Source organism: Mesorhizobium sp. M1169, assembly GCF_040318345.1.
In the GTDB taxonomy this organism is placed as follows: domain Bacteria; phylum Pseudomonadota; class Alphaproteobacteria; order Rhizobiales; family Rhizobiaceae; genus Mesorhizobium.
This window is the reverse complement of record NZ_JAMYME010000001.1, coordinates 219,499-241,541: the sequence shown is the minus strand read 5'-3', so window position 1 is coordinate 241,541 and position 22,043 is coordinate 219,499. Positions and strand designations below refer to the sequence as shown.

The following is a 22,043-nucleotide window of genomic DNA, read 5'->3' as shown; positions in this document are numbered from 1 at the left end:
CCGATCCCGAGATCTGCACCGACGAGATCTTCGCGTTGCCTCCATTCCTCCGTCCGATTGTCATCGCTGGCCAGCCGTGACATGCGTGGAAAATTGACCCAATGTTGGACGAGATCGTGACTGTCGAAGACCGCATCCGTGCGCTGCCTTGCTGGACCGGCAGCATCGACATCGCGCCGCTGCCGGGCGGGCTGAGCAATGCCAATTATCTGGTCAAGGACGCGGCCGGGCGGCACGTCGTGCGGCTCGGCCAGGACTATCCGTTCCACCATGTCTTTCGCGAGCGCGAGATGATGACGGCGCGGGCAGCGCACGCGGCAGGCTTCGCTCCGGCCGTCCATTACACTGGACCCGGCGTCATGGTGACGGAGTATCTCGGCGCCAAGGCCTATGTCGCGCAGGACGTGCGCGCCGATCTCGGCCGCGTTGCCGCGTTGCTGCGCGGTTTCCACCGGGAGATGCCCGGTCATGTCTCCGGCGCCGGCTTCATGTTCTGGGTATTCCATGTCATTCGCGACTATGCGCGCACGCTGGAGGAAGGCCGCAGCCGCAAGCTGGGCGAACTGCCGCGCCTGCTGACGCTGGCGGACGAGCTCGAGCGCGCGCAAAAGCTGCTGCCGATCGTCTTCGGCCATAATGACCTCTTGCCGGCTAACATAATCGACGACGGTCACAGGCTGTGGCTCATCGATTTCGAATATGCAGGCTTCAACACCGCGATGTTCGACCTTGCCGGCGCGGCGTCGAATGCAGGCATGAGCGACGAGGAGTCCTTCGCCTTCCTGACCGCCTATTTCATGAAGGAGCCGGACCCGGCGATACGGCGCTCGCACGCCGCCATGCAATGCGCGTCGCTGCTGCGTGAGGCGATGTGGGGCATGGTTTCCGAGCTTTACCTCGACGCGCCCGGTGTCGACTACGCCGCCTATGCCGACGAAAACCTGGCGCGGCTCGAAGCCGCCCTGGAAAACTACAGGACAAAATACGGGACGCGGACATGACCTTGCCCGCCCAGGCCGGGATCGTCGTCATCGGCGGTGGCATCATCGGCTGTTCGACGGCCTATCATCTGGCGCGCGACCACAAGGCCGAAATCGTGCTGCTCGAACAGGGCAAACTGACCTCGGGTTCGACCTGGCATGCTGCCGGGCTGGTCGGCCAGCTGCGCTCGTCGGCGTCGATCACGCGCGTGCTCAAATATTCGGTAGATCTCTACAAGGGGCTGGAAGCCGAAACCGGCCTCGCCACCGGCTGGAAGATGACTGGCTGCCTGCGCCTCGCCACCAATGCCGACCGCTGGACCGAGTATAAGCGGCTGGCAACGACGGCTAAGAGCTTCGGCATGGACATGCATCTGCTGTCGCCGGCCGAGGTCAAGGAGATGTGGCCGCTGCTGGAAGCCGGCGACCTCGTCGGCGCGTCCTGGCTGCCGACCGACGGTCAGGCAAGCCCTTCCGACATCACCCAGTCGCTGGCCAAGGGTGCGCGCATGCATGGCGCAAAATTGTTCGAGGAGGTGCGAGTCACCGGCTTCGAAATGAGAGACGGCCGCATCACCGCGGTAAAGACCAGCAAGGGCGATATCGCCTGCGACAAGGTGGTGAACTGCGCCGGGCAATGGGCGCGGCAGGTGGGTGCGCTCGCCGGCATAAACGTGCCGCTGCAGCCGGTGAAGCACCAGTACATCATCACCGAAAAGATCGATGGCCTGCCGACCGACGCGCCGACAATTCGCGACCCCGATCGCCGCACCTATTTCAAGGAGGAGGTCGGCGGGTTGGTGATGGGCGGCTACGAGCCGAACCCGCAGGCGTGGACGACCGGTCTGCCGGGCGGCGATGTGCCGGACTATTGGGAGTTCCGGCTGTTCGACGATGATTACGATCATTTCGAGCAGCATATGAGCCAGGCGATCGAGCGTGTCCCGGCGCTCGCCAATGCCGGCGTCAGGCAGATGATCAACGGGCCGGAGAGCTTTACGCCGGATGGCAATTTCATCCTCGGTGTGGCGCCGGAATGCGCCAATATGTTCGTCGGCGCCGGCTTCAATGCCTTTGGCATCGCGTCCGGCGGCGGCGCCGGCTGGGTGCTGGCGCAATGGGTCGTCGACGGCGAGGCGCCGCTCGATCTGTGGGTGGTCGACATCCGCCGCTTCTCCGATCTCCACCGCGACCGGCAATGGGTCCGCGACCGCACGCTGGAAGCCTATGGCAAGCACTACACGATCGGCTTCCCGTATGAGGAATATGTCAGCGGCCGGCCGCGCATCGTCTCGCCTTTGTACGGGCGGCTGCAAAAACATCGCGCCGTGTTCGGCTCGAAACTTGGCTGGGAGCGGCCGAACTGGTTCGCGCCGGAAGGCATCGAGCCGAAGGACGTCTATTCGATGGGCCGCCAGAACTGGTTCCCGGCGGTTGGCGACGAGCACCGCCACGTGCGCGAAAAGATCGGTATTTTCGACCAGTCGTCTTTCGCCAAATGCGAAGTGACCGGAGCCGACGCGCTGAAGGCGCTGGACTGGATCTGCGCGAACGACGTCGCCAAGCCGGTCGGCCGGCTGACCTACACGCAGCTTCTCAACACGCGCGGCGGCATCGAGGCCGATTTGACCGTGGCGAGGCTCGCTGAGGAGAAATTCTACATCGTCACCGGCACCGGTTTCCGCACGCATGATTTCTCCTGGATTGCCGATCATATCGGCAGGGAGTTCGACGTGACGCTGACCGACGTCACGGAGGATTTCGGCACATTGTCGCTGATGGGGCCGCGCGCCCGTGACGTGCTATCAGCGGTGACCGATGCCGACGTCTCGAATGCCGCCTTTCCATTCGGCCATGTTCGCGAGATCGCCATTGCCGGTCACGCCGTCCGGGCACTGCGCGTCACCTATGTCGGCGAACTCGGCTGGGAACTGCATGCGCCGATCGCGGCGACGGGCGAGGTTTTCGACGCGCTGATGACGGCGGGCGCTGTCCACGACATTCGCCCGGTCGGCTATCGGGCGCTGGAATCGCTGCGGCTGGAAAAGGGCTACCGCGCCTGGGGCGCCGACATTACACCCAACGACACGCCGCAGGAGGCCGGCCTCGGCTGGGCGGTGAAGCTCAGGAAGAACACCGATTTCCTCGGCCGGCGGGCGCTTGAAAAGCTCGATGGCTCGACGCTCAGGAAACGCTTTGCCGGCTTCACCGTCGATGATCCGGACGTCGTGCTGCTCGGGCGCGAGACCATCCTGCGCAACGGCGAGGCGGTCGGTTATCTCACCAGCGGCGGCTATGGCTACACCATCGGCAAGAACATCGGCTACGGCTATGTGCGCAATGCCGATGGCGTCAACGATGATTTCCTTACCTCCGGCAACTACGACCTGGTGGTGGCAATGGAACGGAAGCCGGCTAAGATACACCTCGAGCCGCTTTACGATCCGGCAGGAGCAAAGGTGAAGGCATAGAGCCTTCCGGTTTCAGCCTCAGTTCACGATGAGCACCAGCCCCCGGCTCGGCACGGTATCGGCCTCGCCTGGCATCGAAACATAGGGCGGCGTCTCTTCGGCGCGCGTGACGGTGCCTTGCGCCTCGAGCTCGGCGATCCGCGCGGCAAACCCGGCATCCCACAGCGTGTTCTTCACTGTCAGCACGATCACCCCGCCCGGCCGGCAGATGCGGATCAGCTCGTCCAGACCCTCGGCCCCGACATGGCCGGACGTGAAGACGCCGGCTGAGATGATCCCGGCATAGGCGTCGTCCACGAAGGGCAGCGGTCCGCCAAGCGCCAGGCAGTGCAGCGCTGAATAGACGCCCTTGCGCGCGGCTTGCGCCAGCATGCCTTCCGAGATGTCGAGCGCCTCGACCTGCGGATAACCGGTAATGGCAAGCCATTCGCCGATGAGCCCGGTGCCGGCGCCGGCATCGAGCAGAGGAGCGGCGCCGCGCGCCAGATGGCGGGCCAGCAAGGCAAGGCAGATGGTGGGATGGCGATAGCCAGCCACCGACATGTCGGTGTCATAGGTGCCTGCCCACCTGTCGTAAAGAGCCGCGACGTCTTCCGGCCGCTTCGCCGCATAGGCTGCGGCGAGCGCGCTCTGATGTTTGCTGTTTGTCATTGCTGTCCGTCGCCTGGTATCGATCCGCAACGCGATCATAGCCAAACGGCGAAAACTGTGGAACCGTCGTCGTCCCAATAATACGGGGAAAGGAGCGAAATCCATGGCGGACGACCGGGCGCGCGCCGCACTTGCGGCCATTCCGATGCTGGCCGGCTATGACGGCCCTCTGGAACGGCTCGGCGGTCTCACCAACCTCGTCTTCAGGGGTAAGGATTTCTGCCTGCGTATCCCCGGCAAGGGTACCGAGGAATACATCAACCGTGCCAACGAGGCAGTGGCGGCGCGGGAAGCGGCGAAGGCCGGCGTCAGTCCCGATGTGCTGCATGTCGATGCCGAGACCGGCGTGCTGGTGACCCGCTTCGTTGCCGGTGCCGAGACGATGTCACCGGAAAAGTTCAAGACTCGGCCGGGCAGCCCGGCACGCGCCGGCAAGGCCTTTCGCAAACTGCACACATCCGGCGCGGTGTTCCCCTTCCGCTTCGAGCTGTTTGCGATGATCGACGATTATCTGAAAGTGCTGTCAACCAAGGACGTCGCCCTGCCTGCCGGCTACCACGATGTGGTCCGCGAGGCGGAGGCAGTGCGCTCAGCACTTGCGGCTCAACCTCTGCCGATCGTCGCCTGCCATTGCGACCCGCTATGCGAGAACTTTCTTGATACGGGCGACAGGATGTGGATCGTCGACTGGGAATATTCCGGCATGAACGATCCGCTCTGGGATTTCGGCGACCTCTCGGTCGAAGGGCAATTCGACGAGGCCCAGGACGAAGAAATGATGCGCGCCTATTTCGGCGGCGAGCCGAGACCGGCGGAGCGCGGCCGCATCGTCATCTACAAGGCGATGTGCGACCTGTTGTGGACGCTCTGGGGCTTGATCCAGCTTGCCAACAAAAATCCGGCCGACGACTTTCGCGCCTATGCCGACGGCCGGTTTGCGCGCTGCAAGGCGCTGATGGAGACGCCGGAATTTTCGCGGCATCTCGCGGCAGTGCGCCGGAGTTAATTCACGCCCTTCGGCACATTTTCCGGCGGCACGGAATCGACCACCTTCTGGCGGTGGAAGATGAACAGGCCGGCCAGCACGACGATGGCCGAGCCGATCAGGATGCGCGGCCCAGGCACATCGCCGAAGAAGGCGAGGCCGAAGACCACTGCCCACAACAGCAGGCTGTAATGCAGCGGCGCCAAGGTCGAGGCCGGCGCCAGCTTCAACGCCCTGGTGATCATCAGATGCGCGCCGCAGGAGACGATGCCGAGAAGCAGCATGGCGCCGAAATCGAGCGAGGACGGCGTCTTCCAGCTACCGAGGGTCAACGCAGCGCCGACCAGCAGCGTGCCGATGGTTTGCCAGGTGACCAGCGAGGTGTCGCTGGTGCCGCGCAGCCGCCGATTGAGGATGATGGCGAAGGCAAAGGAAATGCTGCCGGCGAGCGCGAACATCGACGACAGCGAGAACGCGGCCGAGGACGGCTTCAGCATGATCAGCACGCCGCAGAAACCGACCAGGATAGCCGCCCAGCGGCGCCAGCCGACCCTTTCGCCGAGCAGGAAGTGCGACAGCGCCGCGACATAGATCGGCCCGGCCATGTAAAAGCTCATCACATCGGCGAGCGGCAGATAGACGACCGCCGCGTAGAACAGCGCCGTGTCGAGCGTCGTCATCACCACGCGCAGCAGCTGCAGCTCCGGCCGCTCCATGCGAAACAGCTTGGCCGGGCCCTGATGTGCAATCATCGGCCCGAGTATGAAAAAGGCGCCGATCGAGCGGATCAGCACGACCTGGCCGACGGAAAAACTGGCGACCAGCCACTTGCCCATCGCATCGTTCAACGCAAACAAGAAATCGCCGGCGAGCATCAGCAGGATGCCGGCCAGCAGCACGTTCATGATCGTTGAGTACTGGGCTGCGGGCCGCGCCATGCCGTTACCGGTTCCTCGCCGTGGGGTACGGTGACCCGCGTCGTAGTCGCAAGCTGCGGCCATGACGAGGCGAAAATCGAGAATTCGGTAAGACCAGCGCCGGAAATCGGCTGGACTAATGCATGTCGCGCAAAAGTGTGCAGCGGTTTTGCGATAACGACACGCTTAAAAACAAGACCTTAAAGCGCGTCGCGTGGGTCCGTTCAAACGCGACGCGCTTTAAGCGTGGCGCCGGTTCACCGTGCCCGGCCTTCCGGCGATCGAAAGCCGCGTGTCCTGCCGGCTGCGCTCGGCCACCACCTTGCCCCTGGCGATGACGCAGAGGCGCTCGGGGCGCAGCCGCAGCGCTTCGACCGGATTGCCGGCATCGAGAACGACCAGGCTGGCGCGCTTGCCGACGGCCAGGCCAAGGTGATCGAGGCCCATGATGGCTGCATTGACGTTGGTGACCATGTCGAAGCAGCGCGCCATCTCGGCCGGGCTCGACATCTGCGCGACATGCAGGCCCATGAAGGCGACGTCGAGCATGTCTGCGGTGCCCAGCGAATACCAGGGGTCGAGCACGCAATCCTGGCCCCAGCCGACGCGGATGCCTTGCGCCAGCATCTCCTTGACCCGCGTCAGTCCGCGGCGCTTGGGAAAGGTGTCGTGGCGGCCCTGCAGCATGATGTTGATCAGCGGATTGGGGATCGCCGAAACGCCGGCCTCGGCAATCAGCGGCAATAGCTTCGAAACGTAGTAATTATCCATCGAATGCATCGATGTCAGGTGCGAGCCGGCCACTCTGCCCTGCAACCCGAGCCGCTGCGTCTCATAGGCAAGCTGCTCGATGTGGCGCGACAGCGGATCGTCGGTCTCGTCGCAATGCAAGTCGACCATCAGGCCGCGCTTCGCCGCGATTTCGCAGAGCTCGGTGACGGAGCGCGTGCCGTCGGCCATTGTGCGCTCGAAATGCGGAATGCCGCCGACGACATCGACGCCTATGTCGAGCGCCCGGATGGTGTTGTCGCGCGCCGTCGGCGAGCGGTAAAACCCGTCCTGCGGGAAGGCGACCAGCTGCAGGTCGATATAGGGGCCAACCGTCTTCTTCACGTCGAGCAGCGCCTCGACCGCCAGCAGGCGGTCGTCGCAAACATCGACATGGGTGCGGATGGCGAGCAGGCCCATCGACACCGCCCAGTCGCAATAGGCGAGCGCACGGTCGCGCACCGCTTCGTGGGTCAGAAGCGGCTTCAACTCGCCCCAAAGCGAGATGCCTTCGAGCAGCGTGCCCGAGACATTGATGCGCGGAATGCCGAGCGAAAGCGTGGCGTCCATATGGAAATGCGGATCGACGAAGGGCGGCGAGACCAGATTGCCATGGGCATCGATCGCCGTGCCGGCGCTGACGTTCAGCTCGGGCTCTATCGCTGCGATCGTTTCGCCGACGATGCCTATATCCGCGATCCTGCCGTCGGGCAGCGTCCCGCCGCGCACCACAAGGTCAAAATCCATCTAGCGCCACCTCGTTCAAAAAAGCCGTTTCTTTCCATGCAGCGTGCTGCCGCAAGGCGGAACCTTCAGGCGCGGCCCTTCCCTTCTCCCCTTGTTGTGGAAGAAGGTGGCCGCGAAGCGGCCAGATGAGGGGTGTTCCAGCTTGCCGCCGGCGCCACTCCGTCCAGCACCCCTCAACCGTCTTGGCGTTGCGCGCCAATCCACCTTCTCCCACAAAGGGAGAAGGAAAAGCCTCTATTCCGGCACGTACCGCACCGCCCCCTTGGCGGCACTTGTCGCCATCGCCGCATAGGCGCGCAAGGCCGTCGTCACCTTGCGCTTGCGCTTTTCTTCGGGCTTCCAGGCAGCCGTTCCCCTGGCCTCCATCGCGGCGCGACGGGCGATGAGTTCGGCGTCGTCGACAGCAAGCCTGATGGTGCGGTTGGGGATATCGATCTCGATCGTGTCGCCTTCCCTGACCAGCCCGATCAGACCGCCTTCCGCGGCTTCCGGCGAGACATGGCCGATCGACAGGCCGGAGGTGCCGCCGGAAAAACGACCGTCGGTGATCAGTGCGCAGGCTTTGCCGAGGCCTTTCGACTTCAAATAGCTGGTCGGGTAGAGCATTTCCTGCATGCCGGGTCCGCCGCGTGGCCCTTCATAGCGGATGACGACGACATCGCCGGCCTTGATCTCGTTCGACAGGATCGCCTTGACGCTGGCGTCCTGGCTTTCGAACACTCTTGCCGGACCGGTGAATTTCAGGATCGATTCATCGACGCCCGCCGTCTTCACGATGCAGCCATCGATTGCCAGATTGCCTTTCAGCACGGCAAGGCCGCCATCCCTGGAGAAAGGATGTTCGGCCGAGCGGATGACGCCCTTCTCGCGGTCGAGATCGAGATCGTCCCAGCGGCGGTCCTGGCTGAACGCGACTTGCGTCGGCACGCCGCCGGGTGCCGCCAGGAAGAAATCCCGGACATTCTGGCTGGTGGTGCGCGAAATATCCCAATGATCGAGCGCTTCGCCGAGGCTTGCGGTGTGCACCGTCGGCAGGTCGCGGTTGATCAGCCCGGCGCTATCCAACTGGCCGAGGATGGCCATGATGCCGCCGGCGCGATGGACATCCTCCATGTGGACGTCAGCCTTGGCCGGAGCCACCTTGCACAGCACCGGCACCCGCCGCGACAGCCGGTCGATGTCCTCCATAGTGAAGTCGACCTCGCCCTCATGTGCCGCGGCAAGGATGTGCAGCACGGTGTTGGTCGAGCCGCCCATGGCGATGTCGAGCGTCATGGCGTTCTCGAAGGCGCCCTTCGAGGCGATGCTGCGCGGCAGCGCCGTGTCGTCGTCCTGCTCGTAATAGCGCTGGGCAAGATCGACGATCAGGTGGCCGGCCTCGACGAACAGGCGCTTGCGGTCGGCATGCGTTGCCAGCGTCGAACCATTGCCGGGCAAGGACAGGCCGAGCGCCTCGGTCAGGCAGTTCATCGAATTGGCGGTGAACATGCCGGAGCAGGAACCGCAGGTCGGACAGGCCGAGCGTTCGATGGTCCTGACGTCCTCGTCGGACACCTTGTCGTCGGCGGCCGCGACCATAGCGTCGACCAGATCAAGCGCCTGGCTCTTGCCGGCGAGCACCACCTTGCCGGCCTCCATCGGCCCGCCGGAGACGAAGACGGTCGGGATGTTGAGGCGCAGCGACGCCATCAGCATGCCGGGCGTGATCTTGTCGCAATTCGAGATGCAGACCATCGCGTCGGCGCAGTGCGCGTTGACCATGTATTCGACCGAGTCGGCGATCAATTCGCGCGACGGCAGCGAATAGAGCATGCCGTCATGGCCCATGGCGATGCCGTCATCGACGGCGATGGTGTTGAATTCCTTGGCGACGCCGCCGGCCTTTTCGATCTCACGGGCAACCAGCTGGCCGAGATCCTTCAAATGGACATGGCCCGGCACGAATTGGGTGAAGGAATTGACCACGGCAATGATCGGCTTGCCGAAATCCGAATCCTTCATGCCGGTGGCGCGCCACAGGCCGCGGGCGCCGGCCATGTTGCGGCCATGGGTGGTGGTGCGGGAACGGTAGGCGGGCATTGAACTGTCCTTGCTGTCTGCGTCGCGCCCAAAGGCGCGGAAAACCGGAATTAAGCCGCAGGCCTTATAGACGCCAAGCTCTGGTCTGGCCACAATTTTGCGCTGCGCCAGAGGTGCGGAACGAGCGGCCAGCCAAAGACGCAGCCGGTCCAGGCCGTAAAAAAGTCAGAAGTGCTGTCGGATCGTGTTTTGCTCGAGCGTCCTTGAGCAGACGGCGGGACCGGGCATCAATGCCAGCCGGCCGTTTTGCGAGTGAAAACAAAGCCAAAACCAGCCCGAGGAGCAAGAGAATGCAAAAGATCACCCCCTGCCTGTGGTTCAACGATCAGGCCGAGGAGGCCATGAACCATTATGTCTCCATCTTCAAGAATTCGAAGGTGCTGAGCGTGATGCGCTGGCCCAAGGACAGCGGCGATAATGAGGGCAAGGTGCTGATGGTCTCATTCGAGCTCGACGGCGTTCAGTTCCAGGCGCTCAACGGCGGCCCGCAATTCAAGTTCACCCAGGCAGTCTCGCTCTCCATCGACTGCAAGACGCAGGAAGAGGTCGACTATTTCTGGGACAGGCTCATCGCGGGCGGTGGCCAGCCCAGCCAGTGCAGCTGGCTGAAGGACAAATTCGGCCTCTCCTGGCAGGTCGTTCCCGAGCAGCTGCCCAGGCTGCTGCTGGACTCCGACAGGGAAAAGGCCGGCCGCGTGATGCAGGCGATGATGCAGATGAGCAAGATCGACATCGCCAAGATCGAAGAGGCAGCGAAAGGGTGAACGAACGCGATCTTTCCTTCTCCCCCTGTGGGAGAAGGTGGATCGGCGCGAAGCGCCGAGACGGTTGAGGGGTATTGGACGGAATGAGACGTTGGTGTTTCCTGGAACACCCCTCATCCGTCGCCTTCGGCGACACCTTCTCCCACAAGGGGAGAAGGGAAGGGGCGCATCAAGCCGCTCTGTCGCGGACCTGATAATCCTTGACCGCGGCGAAGCGGATCGCCTTCCAGCGCTCGGCCTCGTAGTTGAGCGAGAAGGCGTGCTGGGCGAGGAACACCGGATCGTTGTCGAGGTCGCGGGCAATGTCGCCGCGATGCGCCTCGATGAAGCGCTGGAGCTCGGCCCTGTCGTCGGCCGATATCCAGCGGCAGACGGAAAAGCGCGACATCTCGAAATCGACCGGCAGTGTGTATTCGAAGTTTAGCCGCTCCTTCAAGACGTCGAGCTGCAGGGCGCCGACGACGCCGACGATGGCTGGCGAGCCGTCCTCCGGCGAGAACAATTGCACGACGCCTTCCTCGGCCATCTGGTGCAGCGCTTCCTTGAGCTTCTTGGCTTTCATGGCATCGCCGAGGCGAACGCGGCGCAGGATTTCAGGCGCGAAATTCGGCACGCCGCGAAACAGGATCTCCTCGCCCTCGGTCAGCGTGTCGCCGATGCGCAGCGTGCCGTGGTTGGGGATGCCGACGACATCGCCGGCGAACGCCTCGTCGGCCGTGACGCGGGTGCGGGCGAAGAAGAATTGCGGTGCCGACAGGCTCATCGGTTTCCCCGTGCGCACCAGCTTGGCCTTCATGCCGCGCTCGAGCTTGCCGGAGCAGACGCGCACGAAAGCGATGCGGTCGCGGTGATTGGGGTCCATATTGGCCTGGATCTTGAAGACGAAGGAGGTCATCTTGTCCTCGGTCGCCTCGACCTTGCGGCTGTCGGCCTCCTGCGCGCGCGGCGGCGGCCCGTAGGCGCCGAGCGCCTCGATCAGGTCGCGCACGCCGTAATTGCGCAGCGCCGAGCCGAAATAGACCGGGGTCAGATGGCCCTCGCGGAAGGCATCGAGGTCGAGCGGGCGACAGGCCGCGCGCGCCAGCTCCAGCTCCTCGATGAAGGCCTCGCGCTCGTTCTCCGGCAACAGGCCGGCGACGCGGTTGGAATCGGGTCCATTGACCGGCGTGCGCTCCTTTTCGGCGTCGCCCTTGCGCACCGCGTTCAGCGCCAGATGGTAGGTCCCGGAAAAGGTCTTGCCGCGGCCGATCGGCCAGGTGATCGGCGCTGTATCCAGTGCCAGCTTCTGCTCGATCTCGTCGAGGATGTCGAATGGGTCTCGGCTTTCGCGGTCCATTTTGTTGACGAAGGTGATGATCGGGATGTCGCGCAGCCGGCAGACCTCGAACAGTTTCAGCGTGCGCGGCTCGATGCCCTTGGCGGCGTCGATGACCATGACCGCGCTGTCGACCGCCGACAGCGTGCGATAGGTGTCGTCGGCGAAATCCTCGTGGCCGGGCGTGTCGAGCAGGTTGAAGACGGTGTCCTCGTATTCGAAGGTCATCACCGAGGTGACCACCGAAATGCCGCGCTCGCGTTCGATCTTCATCCAGTCCGAGCGGGTCTGGATGCGGTCCTTCTTGGCCTTGACCTCGCCGGCAAGCTGGATGGCGCCGCCGAACAAAAGCAGTTTTTCGGTGAGCGTCGTCTTGCCGGCGTCGGGGTGGGCGATGATCGCGAAAGTGCGGCGGCGCGATACCGCTTGTTCGATGTCTTCAGCCAATTTCATGGAATCCTGTCTGTGGCGCGGGCTTCTAGCAGCGCTTTTCCAGCCTGTCGAACGGAAACACCGCTGATACCCCGGCAGCAGGTTCAGTCTCTGACGATAGCCGCCTGCGTGACCGAGCCAACGTCATCCAGGCGCATAACCAGCCATTCAGAGTCGATCGAAAAAAATCCTCTTTCCGAACCAAGAATATAAACCAGACTCCAGTCCTCGAAATAGTCCGTCTTCGGCGGCTCGCCGAGCATGGCAACAACTTCTGCCCGCGATTTCCCAACCAACGCCCCGGTCAGCACCAAACCGTCAGCGATGCGATGGCGTTTATGCAAAGGATCCAGCCAGTTGTCGTCCTGCCACCAAGATCGAACGAACGGCAGCGGGCCAAAGAAGACGGCATAGACAATGGCGGCTCCGGCTGCAGCAAAAACCAACCCTTTTATCCAGCGGCGCAAATGACCCTCATGTGATTGAGCTGAACGTTTCCAGTGAGGCGATCGTCATCGACCCGCTTCGAGAGCGGTCCCGGCAACGCCCTTGGTAAGTCTGTAGCATGGTGGCAATGAGGGCAAGAAGTCCTGGGCGTTTGAAGGTACACGGCCGTGAGCAAGAACATCATCGTCATTGGATCCGGCATCATTGGCGCCTCCATCGCTTGGCACCGGCAGAGCTAAGCTGTCGACCTCTCCGGCTGCCGCCGGTTCACGTCCCGACGTCAGGCCGATTCGGTCGCTCGGCTCTCGAAGGCCACCTCCGGAATCCACTCGGCAATTGTGGCGCCGATCCTGCCGGCATGGTCCTCCTGTAGATAATGCGCGCCGGGTCCGAGATCGATCAACCGGCAGTTCTTCAGGCCGGCCGCGAATTCCCGTGCCGCATGCGGCGAGACGAGGGCCCCCGGATCGCCTGAGAAAAGCAGCTTCGGGTAGGAGGAGAGCCGGAGCGCCCGATGGTCGTGCTCGCTGATGGCAGCGACATCGGCGGGCTGGCCTTCAATCGGCAGGTCGCGCGGCAGCCGCAGGATCGGCTTGCGCGATTGCGGCGTCGGGAACGGTGCCCGGTAGGAGGCCATTTCCTCATCGCTCATCGTGCGCAGCACCGCAGCCGGAAGCACCTTTTCGACGAAGACGTTGTCTTCCAGGACAAGCTTCTCACCGACGCCAGGCGTGCGCATTGCCTTGAACAATTCGCGCGCCTGCGGACGCTGGTGAAAATCGTCCCAACTCTCGAAGGGGCGGATGAATTCCATGAAGGCGAGGCCGAGGATCCACTGCGGCCGCCGGGCCGCGAGATGGAAGGCGAGCGCGGTGCCCCAGTCCTGCGCGACGACCACCACGTCACTGATGCCAAGCGTCTCGATGAAGGCGTCGAGATAGCGGACGTGGTCGAAGAAGCGATAGTCGATGTCCGGCTTGCCGGATTGGCCATAGCCGATCAGGTCGGGCGCAATGCAGCGGCCGAACGGCGCCACATGCGGGATGATGTCGCGCCAGATGTAGGACGACGTCGGGTTGCCGTGCAGGAATAGCACCGTCGGACCGGCAGTACCTGCCTCGACATAGGAGATGGTGGAATCGAGTACCGCGACTTCCGAGCGCGGCACCGTTGTGCGGGATTGCTGCTTTTCGAGTTTCGGGTTCATCGGATCAGCTCCTTTTTTACGAAGACTGTTTTGAAGACGATATTCTTGAAACGCTCGAGCGGTTCGGGACTGCGCTCCACCTTCATGCGCAGCATCGCGCCTTGCCAGGAACTCAACAGGAAATCGGCGAGGTCCTCGGCATCGAACGCGTCGGTGATGTCGCCAGCCGCCTGGCCCTCGGCGATGCATTCGGCAAAGGGCTTGCGCCAGCGTTCGAAGATGGCGACGAGTTGCAGCCTCAGCGCCTCACTGTGAGCCGCCGTCTCGAGGCTGAGATTGCCGATCATGCAGCCCCGTGCCCAATCATGCGCCTCCAGCTTCGACGTGATGATTTCGAGATAGCGGCGCAAGCGCCCGACCGGGGGTGTGCCGTCCCGGGCAAGGGCCTGCTCCGCCAAACCGCTCACATAGGCGAAATAGCGGTCCAGCACCTCGCCGGTGAACGCCTCCTTGGAGGCAAAATGATTGGTGAAGGACCCCGGACGGGCATCGGCCGCGGCGACGATGTCGCGTACGCCGGCGGCCGAATAGCCGGAGCTCCAGATGGTTTTGAAACCGGCGTCGAGAAGTTTTTCGCGAAGTGAATGTCTAGCCATGCCAGGTAAAATACGTACGTACGTATTAAAGTCAAGAGGCACATTTGATACGGCTCGCTCTTGGCAGAACCCACGGGCAATGGCATCGCAGTGGTGGCGTTGGAACGAGGAGTGAAGCATGACAGCTGCGAAAGAAGTGATCGTCATCGGCGCCGGTATCATCGGCGCCTCCATCGCCTGGCACCTGACCAGGGCTGGAGCAAAGGTGACGGTCGTTGCCGGCAGCGGCGCCGGCGGCGTCGCGACACCGAATTCCTTTGCCTGGATCAATGCCAGCTGGGGTAATCCGCAGCCTTACTTCCGACTACGGACTCGATCGATGGCCGAATGGACGCGACTGGCGAACGAGGTGCCCGGCATCCCGTTGCAATGGTGCGGCGGCCTGTGCTGGGACCTGCCACGTCCCGAACTCGAAGCCTATGCGGCCGAGCACTCCGCATGGGGCTACGGCATCGAGCGTGTCGACCGTGCCGGAGCGGCCCGCATCGAGCCCAATCTGACCGAGCTTCCCGATTTCGCCCTTTATGTCGCCGAGGAAGGCGTTGCCGAGCCGGTCGCCGCCACGCAAGCACTGCTGGCCGACGCCGAACGGCGCGGCGCGCGAATTGTAGCCGGGACGACCGTCACCGCTCTGGTGCAAGCCAACGGCAGGATTGCCGGCGTCGATACATCCGGCGGGCGGATTGCTGCCGACGAGGTGGTGATCGCGGCCGGAGCCGGCTCTCCGGCAATCTCTGCCACAGCCGGGATAGAACTGCCGATCGAAACGCCGCCCGGCCTGATCGTGCATTCGCGCCCCTACGAAAAGCTGCTCAACGGCCTGGTGATCGGCGACCGCCTGCATATGCGCCAGACGGCGGAAGGCCGCGTCATCGCCGGCTCGGATTTCGGCGGCGCCGATCCCGGCATGGATGCCCCGGCCACCGCCCGCGACCTGTTTGCGGCGATGAAGGCGATGCTGCGCGGCGCGGATGGGCTGGAACTCGATTTCCACACCATTGGCTATCGGCCGACCCCGGTCGATGGCTTTCCGATCATAGGCCGCGCCGAAGGCACGAGCGGCGTCTATGTTGCGGTCATGCATTCCGGCATCACGCTGGCGCCGGCCGTCGCCCTGTTCGCCGCCCGCGAAATCCTCGACGGCGAGCGCGATCCGCTGCTTGATCCCTACGGACTGGCGCGGTTTACTCAATAACCGGGCGGGCGGCGAAAGCCGCCGGCTAGCGGCTCGATTGCCCTGGCGATCCCGAGCAGGCGCGACTCCGACCAGCGTTTGCCAACAAGCTGTAGTCCGATGGGCAGGCCGTCGCGATCTTGTCCGCAGGGCAGCGACAGTGCCGGATGGCCGCTGTAGTTGAACACCGCGCCATAGGCCGGCAGCATCCAGTAGCTTTGCTCGCTACCGTCGACCCCGATCGGCGTTCCTGGCTCGCAATGCGGGAAGGCGGTGGTCATGGCGACCGGGCACAGCAAGGCGTCGCAGCCGTCGAAGAACCGTTCCCACGCCAGGATGGAGCGGTCGCGGCGGGCGAGCGCCTCGAACCAGCGCGAGACCGGTGTCGGCTTCTCCCGCGGTTCGGGCTGCGCCGACTCCAGCATCATGCCGATCAGCGCGCCGCCTTGCTCCAGATCGTCGTGCAGGTCGAGCTTCGGCAATTTGGCCTCCTCGACGATCGCGCCTGCCGACTGAAGCTCCTTTGCCAGGCTTTCGACCGCCGCGCTGATTTCGCCGGCCACCGGAAAGCCCGGAAAGGACGGCGCGACGGCAATCCGCAAATTTCTGAGATCCAGCTCCGGCATTGTTTCGACCGGTACCGGCGCAAGGTCGGTATCGCTTCCATCCGGCCCGGCAATGAGGCCGTAGATCAGTGCCAGGTCCTCGACGCTGCGCGCCATCGGTCCGAGGCAGGAGATCAGCCTCACGCTGCGCGGCGCCCCGCCTGGATCGGGGAAGGCGCCGGCGAGCGAGACGCGGTGCTCGGTCGGCTTGAGGCCGTAGACGCCGCAAAAGGCAGCGGGCAGCCGGATCGAATCCTGCATGTCGGTGCCGACCTCGAACGGCGTCATTCCAGTGCCGAGCGCCGCCGCCGCACCGCCACTGGAGCCGCCGGCGGTGCGCTGGAGATTCCAGGGGTTGCCGGTGCGGCCGAACAGTGGATTGCTCGACTGCCAGTCACCGAGCATTGTCGCCACGTTCGTCTTGCCCACCAGTATGCCGCCTGCCGCCTTCAGCCGGGCAACGACCGGACTGTCTGCCCTCGGAACATATTCGGCGAAGGCCGGGAAGCCGACAGTGGTTCTCATGCCGGCGGTTTCGTGCGTGTCCTTCAGTGTGAACGGCACGCCGTGTAGCGGCCCAAGGGCCTCGCCGCGCGCCTGCGCTTCGTCGGCCTTGCCAGCGCGTTGCCGCGCGCCGTCCCGATCGAGGGTTATGACGGCGTTGACCGCCTCATTGTGCCTGTCGATCTGCGCCAGATGCTCGTCCAGCACCTCTATTGCGGAAACTGTACGGTCGCGGATGGCCGCGGCCAGTTTGGTGGTCGAGGAAAAGACGATATCCATGGTGAATGCTCCGGGCTATCGCGCCGCGATCCTCAAAATGGCGGAGTGGCGCGTGGATGCAAGCCTCGCTCGGCATTCGACGATGGCGACGCTTGATCGGGATTGCGCTGCGGGGCCCGTTGAGGGGCGGCCCTGTCCAGCGGCCTCGCCGCGCTCGGCGCCTTTACGGCCTACCGTCCCCTGTTGTGCGTCCGTTCGTAGAGCTCACGGATGATGCCGCTTGCCGTGGTCTCGAACAGAAACGGCAAGAAAGCATGAACGAGCGCGGCAAACGCCGCCATGAACAATCGCGACGAGAACCATACGGCGAAAGCCATATGGCCGAAATAACTCTCGCCGACCGCGGTCGGGTGAGAGGTGAAAAGTCTTGCGAGCCGTGCGGTCATGTCGATCCCTCCTGCCGGCATGAAGAGCCGGCGATGAGTATACTGGCATCGGTGTTCGGTTCATCGGTCTCAAATTGTCCTTGTGAAAGGCTGAATTTTGGGACAAACATCCCGCATGGCGCCGGAAATCGACGAAATAGACCGAAGATTGCTGGCCGAGCTGCAACGCGACGGCACACTGTCCGTCGACCAGCTCTCGGCAAGAATATCGCTGTCGCGCAATGCTTGCTGGCGCCGGGTGAAGCGGCTGGAGGAAGACGGCGTCATCACCGGCCGGGTGGCGCTGGTCGACGCCGACAAGCTTGGGCTCGGCCTTTCGGTGTTCATCCTGATCCGCACCTCCAACCACGATCCGGACTGGCTGCAAAGATTCCGAGCGGCGGTGACCGGCTTTGCCGAGATCACCGGCGCTTACCGCATGTCCGGCGATCTCGACTATGTCCTGCGCGCCCGCGTCGCCGATGTGAAGGCCTATGACCGGCTCTATCAACGGCTGATCGCCAAGGTGGCACTATCGGACGTTTCGGCCTCCTTCGTCATGGAGGAGATCAAGGAGACCACGGTCGTTCCGATGGAACTGCGCTGAAGCGGAACTGTGCTGAAAGAAAGCCGTTGATAGCATTGCCGCCGAGTTGACTGAACCGGCGTTCGCGACGATAGGATCAGCCTCATGCGCGCAGCACTTTATCCCACCTCCGTCATCGGTCCGGCTGTCGGCTTCGTCAGGCTGCCGCATGGCGAGGGATTGCCGCTTCCTGCCTATGAGAGCTCGGGCGCCGCCGGCATGGACCTGCGCGCCGCCGTCCCGGACGACAGGCCGCTTTTGATCCTGCCGGGAAAGCGCGCGCTGGTGCCGACCGGGCTGGTCCTGGAAATTCCGGAGGGCGTCGAAGGCCAGGTCCGGCCGCGTTCCGGCCTCGCCTTCAAGCACGGGCTCACCTGCCTCAACACGCCGGGCACCATCGACAGCGACTATCGCGGCGAGGTCAAGGTGCTGCTGATCAATCTCGGCGACGAGGATTTCGCGGTGACGCGCGGCATGCGGATCGCCCAGATCGTCTTCGCCCCGGTGACGCAGGCAACCGTCGAGGAGCGCACATTGGCTGGCGGTACGGCGCGCGGCTCGGGCGGCTTCGGATCGACCGGCACGGCTTGATGAAAATACCCAAGCTCGTCATCTTCGATTGCGACGGGGTTCTGGTCGACACCGAGAACTTGGCCAATCGGCGCCTCGCCGAGTGGCTGACCGCGGCCGGCTTTCCGGCCAGCTTCGAATATTGCCGCAAGAATTTCTCCGGCCGCAGCATGGTCTCGGTGCAGAAGGAAGTCGAGGCGACCGGCGTCAGCCTCGGCGCCGATTTCGTCGAGCGTTGGAACGCCGGCCTGCCGGACCTGTTCGCGCATGGCGTCGAGGCCATCCCCTACGTTCGCGAGTTCATCGAAACCGTGCACGCCGCCGGCATCGCCACCTGTGTCGCCTCGTCGGCACGGGTGTCCAAAATGCACATCACGCTCGGCCAGACCGGGCTGCTGCCGCTGTTCGAGCATGCGCTGTTCAGCTCGACCATGGTCTCGCGTGGCAAGCCGTTCCCCGACCTCTTCCTGCATGCGGCAGCGACGATGGGCTTCGCGCCCGCCGACTGCATCGTCATCGAGGACAGCGTCGCCGGCACGGCAGCCGGCATCGCCGCCGGCATGCGCGTCTATTCCTACCATGGCGACCCGCTTTCCGACCGCGATGGACTGATCGAAGCCGGCGGCATCCTGTTCGACGACATGCGTGAACTGGCCGGGCTGGTGCCGATCCACTGATCGTCTATGCGCAAGCTGCACGCGCGCCCGATCTCAGACCGGGCGCGGCGCCCCAAGTAGTCGGTCGACCGTGTCGCGTATGAGAGTGCGCAGATTGGCCGGCCTGTCGAGATGACTGACGACAAGCAGGCCGTCGGCCGCCACCGTTAGCGCGTCCGCAGTGCGGTCCGGATCGGAATTTGCGTCCGCGATCAGCAGATCCCTGAGGATGCCCCACTTCCAGTGACGATGCTGATCGATCGCCTGGCGAACCGGGCTGCTGGGATCGGGGTATTCGGCAGCGGCGTTCTGGAACGGGCAGCCGCGGTAGCCCGGCTGATCCGCCGCGTCGGCAATAAGATCGAATACGGCAAGGATCATCAGGCGAGGTGGCCGCCGGCCAAGGCTCGCGATTGCCGCCCGTCCTCCCTTGCTGAGCTCCTCGATATAGGCGCGGACGAGGTCGTCCTTGGCCGCGAAGTGATGATAGAACGTCGCCTTCGCAACGCCGGCCTCGGCGATGATGCGGTCGATGCCGACTGCACGGACCCCCTCCAGAGAAAACAGCGCGGTCGCCGTATCGACGACGCGGCGGCGCGCAAGGCTTTCGGGACGATCGTTGATTCGGGTTGTGGACATGCCTTGACTATAGCAGACAGGTCTGTATATATCCACATTGTAGACAGACAGGTCTACCTACTAGCGGAGGAAAAACGAACATGGCTTCGATAGTCAGGGAAATCATCGTAGACGCTTCACCGGAAAGCGTATGGGCGACGGTGGGCGACTTCGCCGGCGGCGCCCAACGGATAGCCCCAGGCGTTTTCGTCGACTGCCGGGTGGATGAGGGCGACGTGCGGGCCCTTACTTTCGCCGACGGCAAGATCGTGCGAGAGCGGCTCATCGCCCGCGACGAGCAGAGCCGGCGGATCGTGTGGGGATGGCTCGGCGATGAGGTCACCCACGATAATACCTCCATGCAGGTCTTTGCCGAGGGCGAGGGCCGGAGCCGCCTGGTCTGGATCCACGACACTCTGCCCGACGAGCTCGGCGCGTGGCTCGCAGCCGCCATGGATCAGCTGGTGCCGGTTTTCCAGCAGACTCTGGCGAGCCAAGCCAAACCAACATAGTGACGCAACGCCCGGTGTTTCCTCTTGGCCGCAAAATGCTTTAGCTTGCGCGCGCCCGACATAACGAGCGCGCGCATGACCTTCTCCCTGCTTCGTTTCATCTTTGCCTGCCTGCTGCTGCCCTGTCTTTGGACGACGGCCAGCGCGGAGGCCGTCAGCTTCCCGGAGCTCGGCAGCGCCGTCCCCGGCCACGGCGATGTCACCTATCTCGATCTCGCCAGGATGGTCATTCCCGATCTGGCCGCGGACAAGGACGGCTTTTTCCGGGGTTCGATTCCGATCGAGATGCGCCACATCGCTGGACCGGACTACGACGGCTCGCCGCCGGCGACGTCGGGTCTTTCCAGCGGCGACGTGCTCGACATCAAGGCCGGCGGCAAGGACCGGCTGGCGATGCTGCTCGACCTCGGCGACTCGCCTGACAGCGCCGAGGGTTATGCCGTGCTGGCACTCTACGACATCACCGGCAAGCCGGCCTTGCTCGACGCGGTCAATGTTGCCGTCGACCGCAGCACCTACTTTCGCGATCCGGGCAAGCTGTCGATCGGGCCCGGCGATGACGCCATCATCAGCATGAGCATGCATTTCAATTCGAGCCAGGGCTATGGGATCACGCCGCTGATCATGGTCCGCAACGACAGGTTCGAGCTGATCGACATGATCTATACGTTCGACGAAAACCTCTGCACTCATAGGAGGACACAGAATGCGGCGTTCCAGGTGATCGCCGACGGCCAGCCCTATGCAGCCATCAAGGTCACGGTGACCGACGCGACGCTGCCGGGAGAAGAAAGCTGCGACGGCCAGCCGCCGCCAGAGGCGTCTTCGCGCGACATCTCCGTCACCTATCATTGGGACAAAAATGCTTCGCGCTACGTCAAGGATTCCGACGCGCTGGATCGATTGGCAGATGACAACGCCAAACGCTTCTGAGCCAACCGCATTTGTTTGCCCGGCGCCTTCCGCCGGGCTAGAATTTGCCTCACATTCTGCACTGGAGGGGAGCATCCATGGACAAGGGCAAGATTTTTCGCGACCTTCATGCCTCGATCTTCGTCATGGCCAATTCCTGGGACGTCGGCACGACCAAGCTCTTGGCCTCGTTCGGCTTCAAGGCGCTGGCCACGACCAGCGCCGGCTTTGCCTTTTCGCGCGGCCTGCCGGACGGCGCGGTGACGTTCGAGGCGATGATCCATCATTGCCGTGAAGTGTCGGCGGCGACCGGGCTGCCGGTTTCGGCGGACCTCGAAAAGGGCAAGGGCGACAGCGCGACAAGTGCCGGCGAGACCATCTTCGCCGCCGAGGCGGCTGGCCTCGCCGGCTGCTCGATCGAGGACCATACCGGCGAGCCCGACAAGCCGATCTATGATTTTGCGCATGCCGTCGAGCGCGTCGCGGCGGCGGCGGAAGCGGCACGGGCACTGAAACGCGATTTCGTCTTTACCGCGCGGGCCGAGAATTTCCTGTGGGGCAAGCCCGACCTCGACGATACGATCAAGCGGCTGCAGGCCTTCGAGAAGGCCGGCGCCGACGTGCTCTATGCACCGGGGCTGGGCGACATCGAGATGGTGCGAACCGTCTGCTCGGCGCTGACCAAGCCGGTCAACGTCATGGCCGGGCCCGGCTTCACCATCGCCGACCTGGCCATGGCGGGGGTAAAGCGCGTCTCGCTCGGCCCATGGCTGACCAATTTCGCCTTCGGGATGCTGGAGACCGCGGCGCGCGAGATCCAGCAGGATGGCACCTTCGGCTTCACCCGCGCCGCCATGCCGTTCGGCAAGCTGCAGGCGCTGTTTGCCAAACCTTCCGCCTAGG

At 63.9% G+C, this 22,043-nt stretch carries 22 protein-coding genes; 11 read left to right on the top strand and 11 right to left on the bottom strand.

Annotation, left to right across the window (positions count from 1 at the left end; genetic code table 11):
* The first annotated feature begins 116 nt into the window (after positions 1–116).
* Positions 117–1,001, top strand: a complete 885-nt coding sequence (locus tag NKH41_RS01080; protein ID WP_023676353.1) for a phosphotransferase family protein — start codon at positions 117–119, stop codon at positions 999–1,001.
* Positions 998–3,451, top strand: a complete 2,454-nt coding sequence (locus NKH41_RS01075) for a GcvT family protein (protein ID WP_352769121.1) — start codon at positions 998–1,000, stop codon at positions 3,449–3,451. The genes NKH41_RS01080 and NKH41_RS01075 overlap by 4 nt, the downstream gene beginning before the upstream one ends.
* An 18-nt stretch (positions 3,452–3,469) precedes the next feature.
* Here the strand turns inward: NKH41_RS01075 and NKH41_RS01070 are convergent, their stop codons facing one another.
* The gene (locus NKH41_RS01070; RefSeq protein ID WP_352931922.1) at positions 3,470–4,102 is read right to left on the bottom strand and encodes a class I SAM-dependent DNA methyltransferase; all 633 of its coding nucleotides are present in this window, start codon (positions 4,100–4,102) and stop codon (positions 3,470–3,472) included.
* 103 nt (positions 4,103–4,205) lie between these two features.
* Between NKH41_RS01070 and NKH41_RS01065 the strand changes: the two genes are divergently transcribed.
* Positions 4,206–5,108 (top strand): phosphotransferase, encoded by a 903-nt coding sequence (locus tag NKH41_RS01065; protein WP_352469952.1) that lies wholly within the window; start codon positions 4,206–4,208, stop codon positions 5,106–5,108.
* Here the strand turns inward: NKH41_RS01065 and NKH41_RS01060 are convergent.
* From NKH41_RS01060 to ilvD, 3 genes are all read right to left on the bottom strand, one after another.
* A complete protein-coding gene (locus NKH41_RS01060) occupies positions 5,105–6,025 on the bottom strand; it encodes a DMT family transporter (RefSeq protein WP_352469953.1) in 921 nt (306 codons plus the stop codon). The two genes, NKH41_RS01065 and NKH41_RS01060, sit on opposite strands and share 4 nt — an antisense overlap.
* Before the next feature lie 219 nt (positions 6,026–6,244).
* Entirely contained in the window at positions 6,245–7,519 is a 1,275-nt protein-coding gene (locus NKH41_RS01055) for an amidohydrolase family protein (RefSeq protein WP_352469954.1), read from the bottom strand.
* A 234-nt stretch (positions 7,520–7,753) separates the two neighbouring features.
* Complete coding sequence (gene ilvD, locus NKH41_RS01050; protein WP_352458665.1) at positions 7,754–9,598, bottom strand: dihydroxy-acid dehydratase; 1,845 nt, start codon at positions 9,596–9,598, stop codon at positions 7,754–7,756.
* 290 nt (positions 9,599–9,888) lie between these two features.
* Between ilvD and NKH41_RS01045 the strand changes: the two genes are divergently transcribed.
* Complete coding sequence (locus tag NKH41_RS01045; RefSeq protein WP_352469956.1) at positions 9,889–10,362, top strand: VOC family protein; 474 nt, start codon at positions 9,889–9,891, stop codon at positions 10,360–10,362.
* Positions 10,363–10,531: 169 nt separating this feature from the next.
* On the opposite strand, the gene NKH41_RS01040 is transcribed toward NKH41_RS01045, so the two are convergent.
* The 4 genes from NKH41_RS01040 to NKH41_RS01025 all read right to left on the bottom strand — a co-directional run bounded on the left by NKH41_RS01040 (position 10,532) and on the right by NKH41_RS01025 (position 14,359).
* Entirely contained in the window at positions 10,532–12,130 is a 1,599-nt protein-coding gene (locus NKH41_RS01040) for a peptide chain release factor 3 (RefSeq protein ID WP_502895676.1), read from the bottom strand.
* 83 nt (positions 12,131–12,213) lie between these two features.
* The gene (locus NKH41_RS01035; protein ID WP_352540430.1) at positions 12,214–12,576 is read right to left on the bottom strand and encodes a hypothetical protein; all 363 of its coding nucleotides are present in this window, start codon (positions 12,574–12,576) and stop codon (positions 12,214–12,216) included.
* A gap of 260 nt (positions 12,577–12,836) precedes the next feature.
* Positions 12,837–13,763 (bottom strand): haloalkane dehalogenase, encoded by a 927-nt coding sequence (locus NKH41_RS01030; RefSeq protein ID WP_352769127.1) that lies wholly within the window; start codon positions 13,761–13,763, stop codon positions 12,837–12,839.
* Complete coding sequence (locus NKH41_RS01025; RefSeq protein WP_352614617.1) at positions 13,760–14,359, bottom strand: TetR/AcrR family transcriptional regulator; 600 nt, start codon at positions 14,357–14,359, stop codon at positions 13,760–13,762. The genes NKH41_RS01030 and NKH41_RS01025 overlap by 4 nt, the downstream gene beginning before the upstream one ends.
* A 118-nt stretch (positions 14,360–14,477) precedes the next feature.
* On the opposite strand from NKH41_RS01025, the gene NKH41_RS01020 reads away from it, so the two are divergent.
* A complete protein-coding gene (locus NKH41_RS01020; RefSeq protein ID WP_352769129.1) occupies positions 14,478–15,554 on the top strand; it encodes an NAD(P)/FAD-dependent oxidoreductase in 1,077 nt (358 codons plus the stop codon).
* Here the strand turns inward: NKH41_RS01020 and NKH41_RS01015 are convergent.
* A complete protein-coding gene (locus tag NKH41_RS01015; RefSeq protein WP_352769132.1) occupies positions 15,548–16,921 on the bottom strand; it encodes an amidase in 1,374 nt (457 codons plus the stop codon). The two genes, NKH41_RS01020 and NKH41_RS01015, sit on opposite strands and share 7 nt — an antisense overlap.
* A 170-nt stretch (positions 16,922–17,091) precedes the next feature.
* Positions 17,092–17,307 (bottom strand): DUF6356 family protein, encoded by a 216-nt coding sequence (locus tag NKH41_RS01010; protein ID WP_352769134.1) that lies wholly within the window; start codon positions 17,305–17,307, stop codon positions 17,092–17,094.
* A gap of 115 nt (positions 17,308–17,422) precedes the next feature.
* Between NKH41_RS01010 and NKH41_RS01005 the strand changes: the two genes are divergently transcribed.
* The 3 genes from NKH41_RS01005 (at position 17,423) to NKH41_RS00995 (ending at position 19,119) form a co-directional block, all read left to right on the top strand.
* Positions 17,423–17,893: an Lrp/AsnC family transcriptional regulator gene (locus tag NKH41_RS01005; RefSeq protein ID WP_023676368.1), complete on the top strand. Its 471-nt coding sequence runs from the start codon at positions 17,423–17,425 to the stop codon at positions 17,891–17,893.
* Between the two features lie 84 nt (positions 17,894–17,977).
* Entirely contained in the window at positions 17,978–18,463 is a 486-nt protein-coding gene (gene dut / locus NKH41_RS01000; RefSeq protein ID WP_352448498.1) for a dUTP diphosphatase, read from the top strand.
* The gene (locus tag NKH41_RS00995) at positions 18,463–19,119 is read left to right on the top strand and encodes an HAD family hydrolase (RefSeq protein WP_352458656.1); all 657 of its coding nucleotides are present in this window, start codon (positions 18,463–18,465) and stop codon (positions 19,117–19,119) included. Before dut ends, NKH41_RS00995 begins: the two co-directional genes overlap by 1 nt.
* Positions 19,120–19,152: 33 nt before the next feature.
* Here the strand turns inward: NKH41_RS00995 and NKH41_RS00990 are convergent, their stop codons facing one another.
* Entirely contained in the window at positions 19,153–19,737 is a 585-nt protein-coding gene (locus NKH41_RS00990; protein ID WP_352769137.1) for a TetR/AcrR family transcriptional regulator, read from the bottom strand.
* A gap of 80 nt (positions 19,738–19,817) precedes the next feature.
* Here NKH41_RS00990 and NKH41_RS00985 point away from each other — a divergent pair, with 80 nt between their 5' ends.
* The 3 genes from NKH41_RS00985 (at position 19,818) to NKH41_RS00975 (ending at position 22,042) form a co-directional block, all read left to right on the top strand.
* Positions 19,818–20,228, top strand: coding sequence for an SRPBCC family protein (locus NKH41_RS00985; protein WP_352458654.1), 411 nt, complete (start codon positions 19,818–19,820; stop codon positions 20,226–20,228).
* A gap of 75 nt (positions 20,229–20,303) precedes the next feature.
* Positions 20,304–21,161 carry a hypothetical protein gene (locus tag NKH41_RS00980; RefSeq protein WP_352769139.1) on the top strand — a complete coding sequence of 286 codons (858 nt, stop codon included), beginning with the start codon at positions 20,304–20,306 and terminating at the stop codon, positions 21,159–21,161.
* Positions 21,162–21,238: 77 nt separating this feature from the next.
* On the top strand, positions 21,239–22,042 hold the full coding sequence (locus NKH41_RS00975) for an isocitrate lyase/PEP mutase family protein (protein ID WP_352469965.1): 804 nt from the start codon (positions 21,239–21,241) through the stop codon (positions 22,040–22,042).
* The last annotated feature ends 1 nt before the right edge of the window (position 22,043 follow it).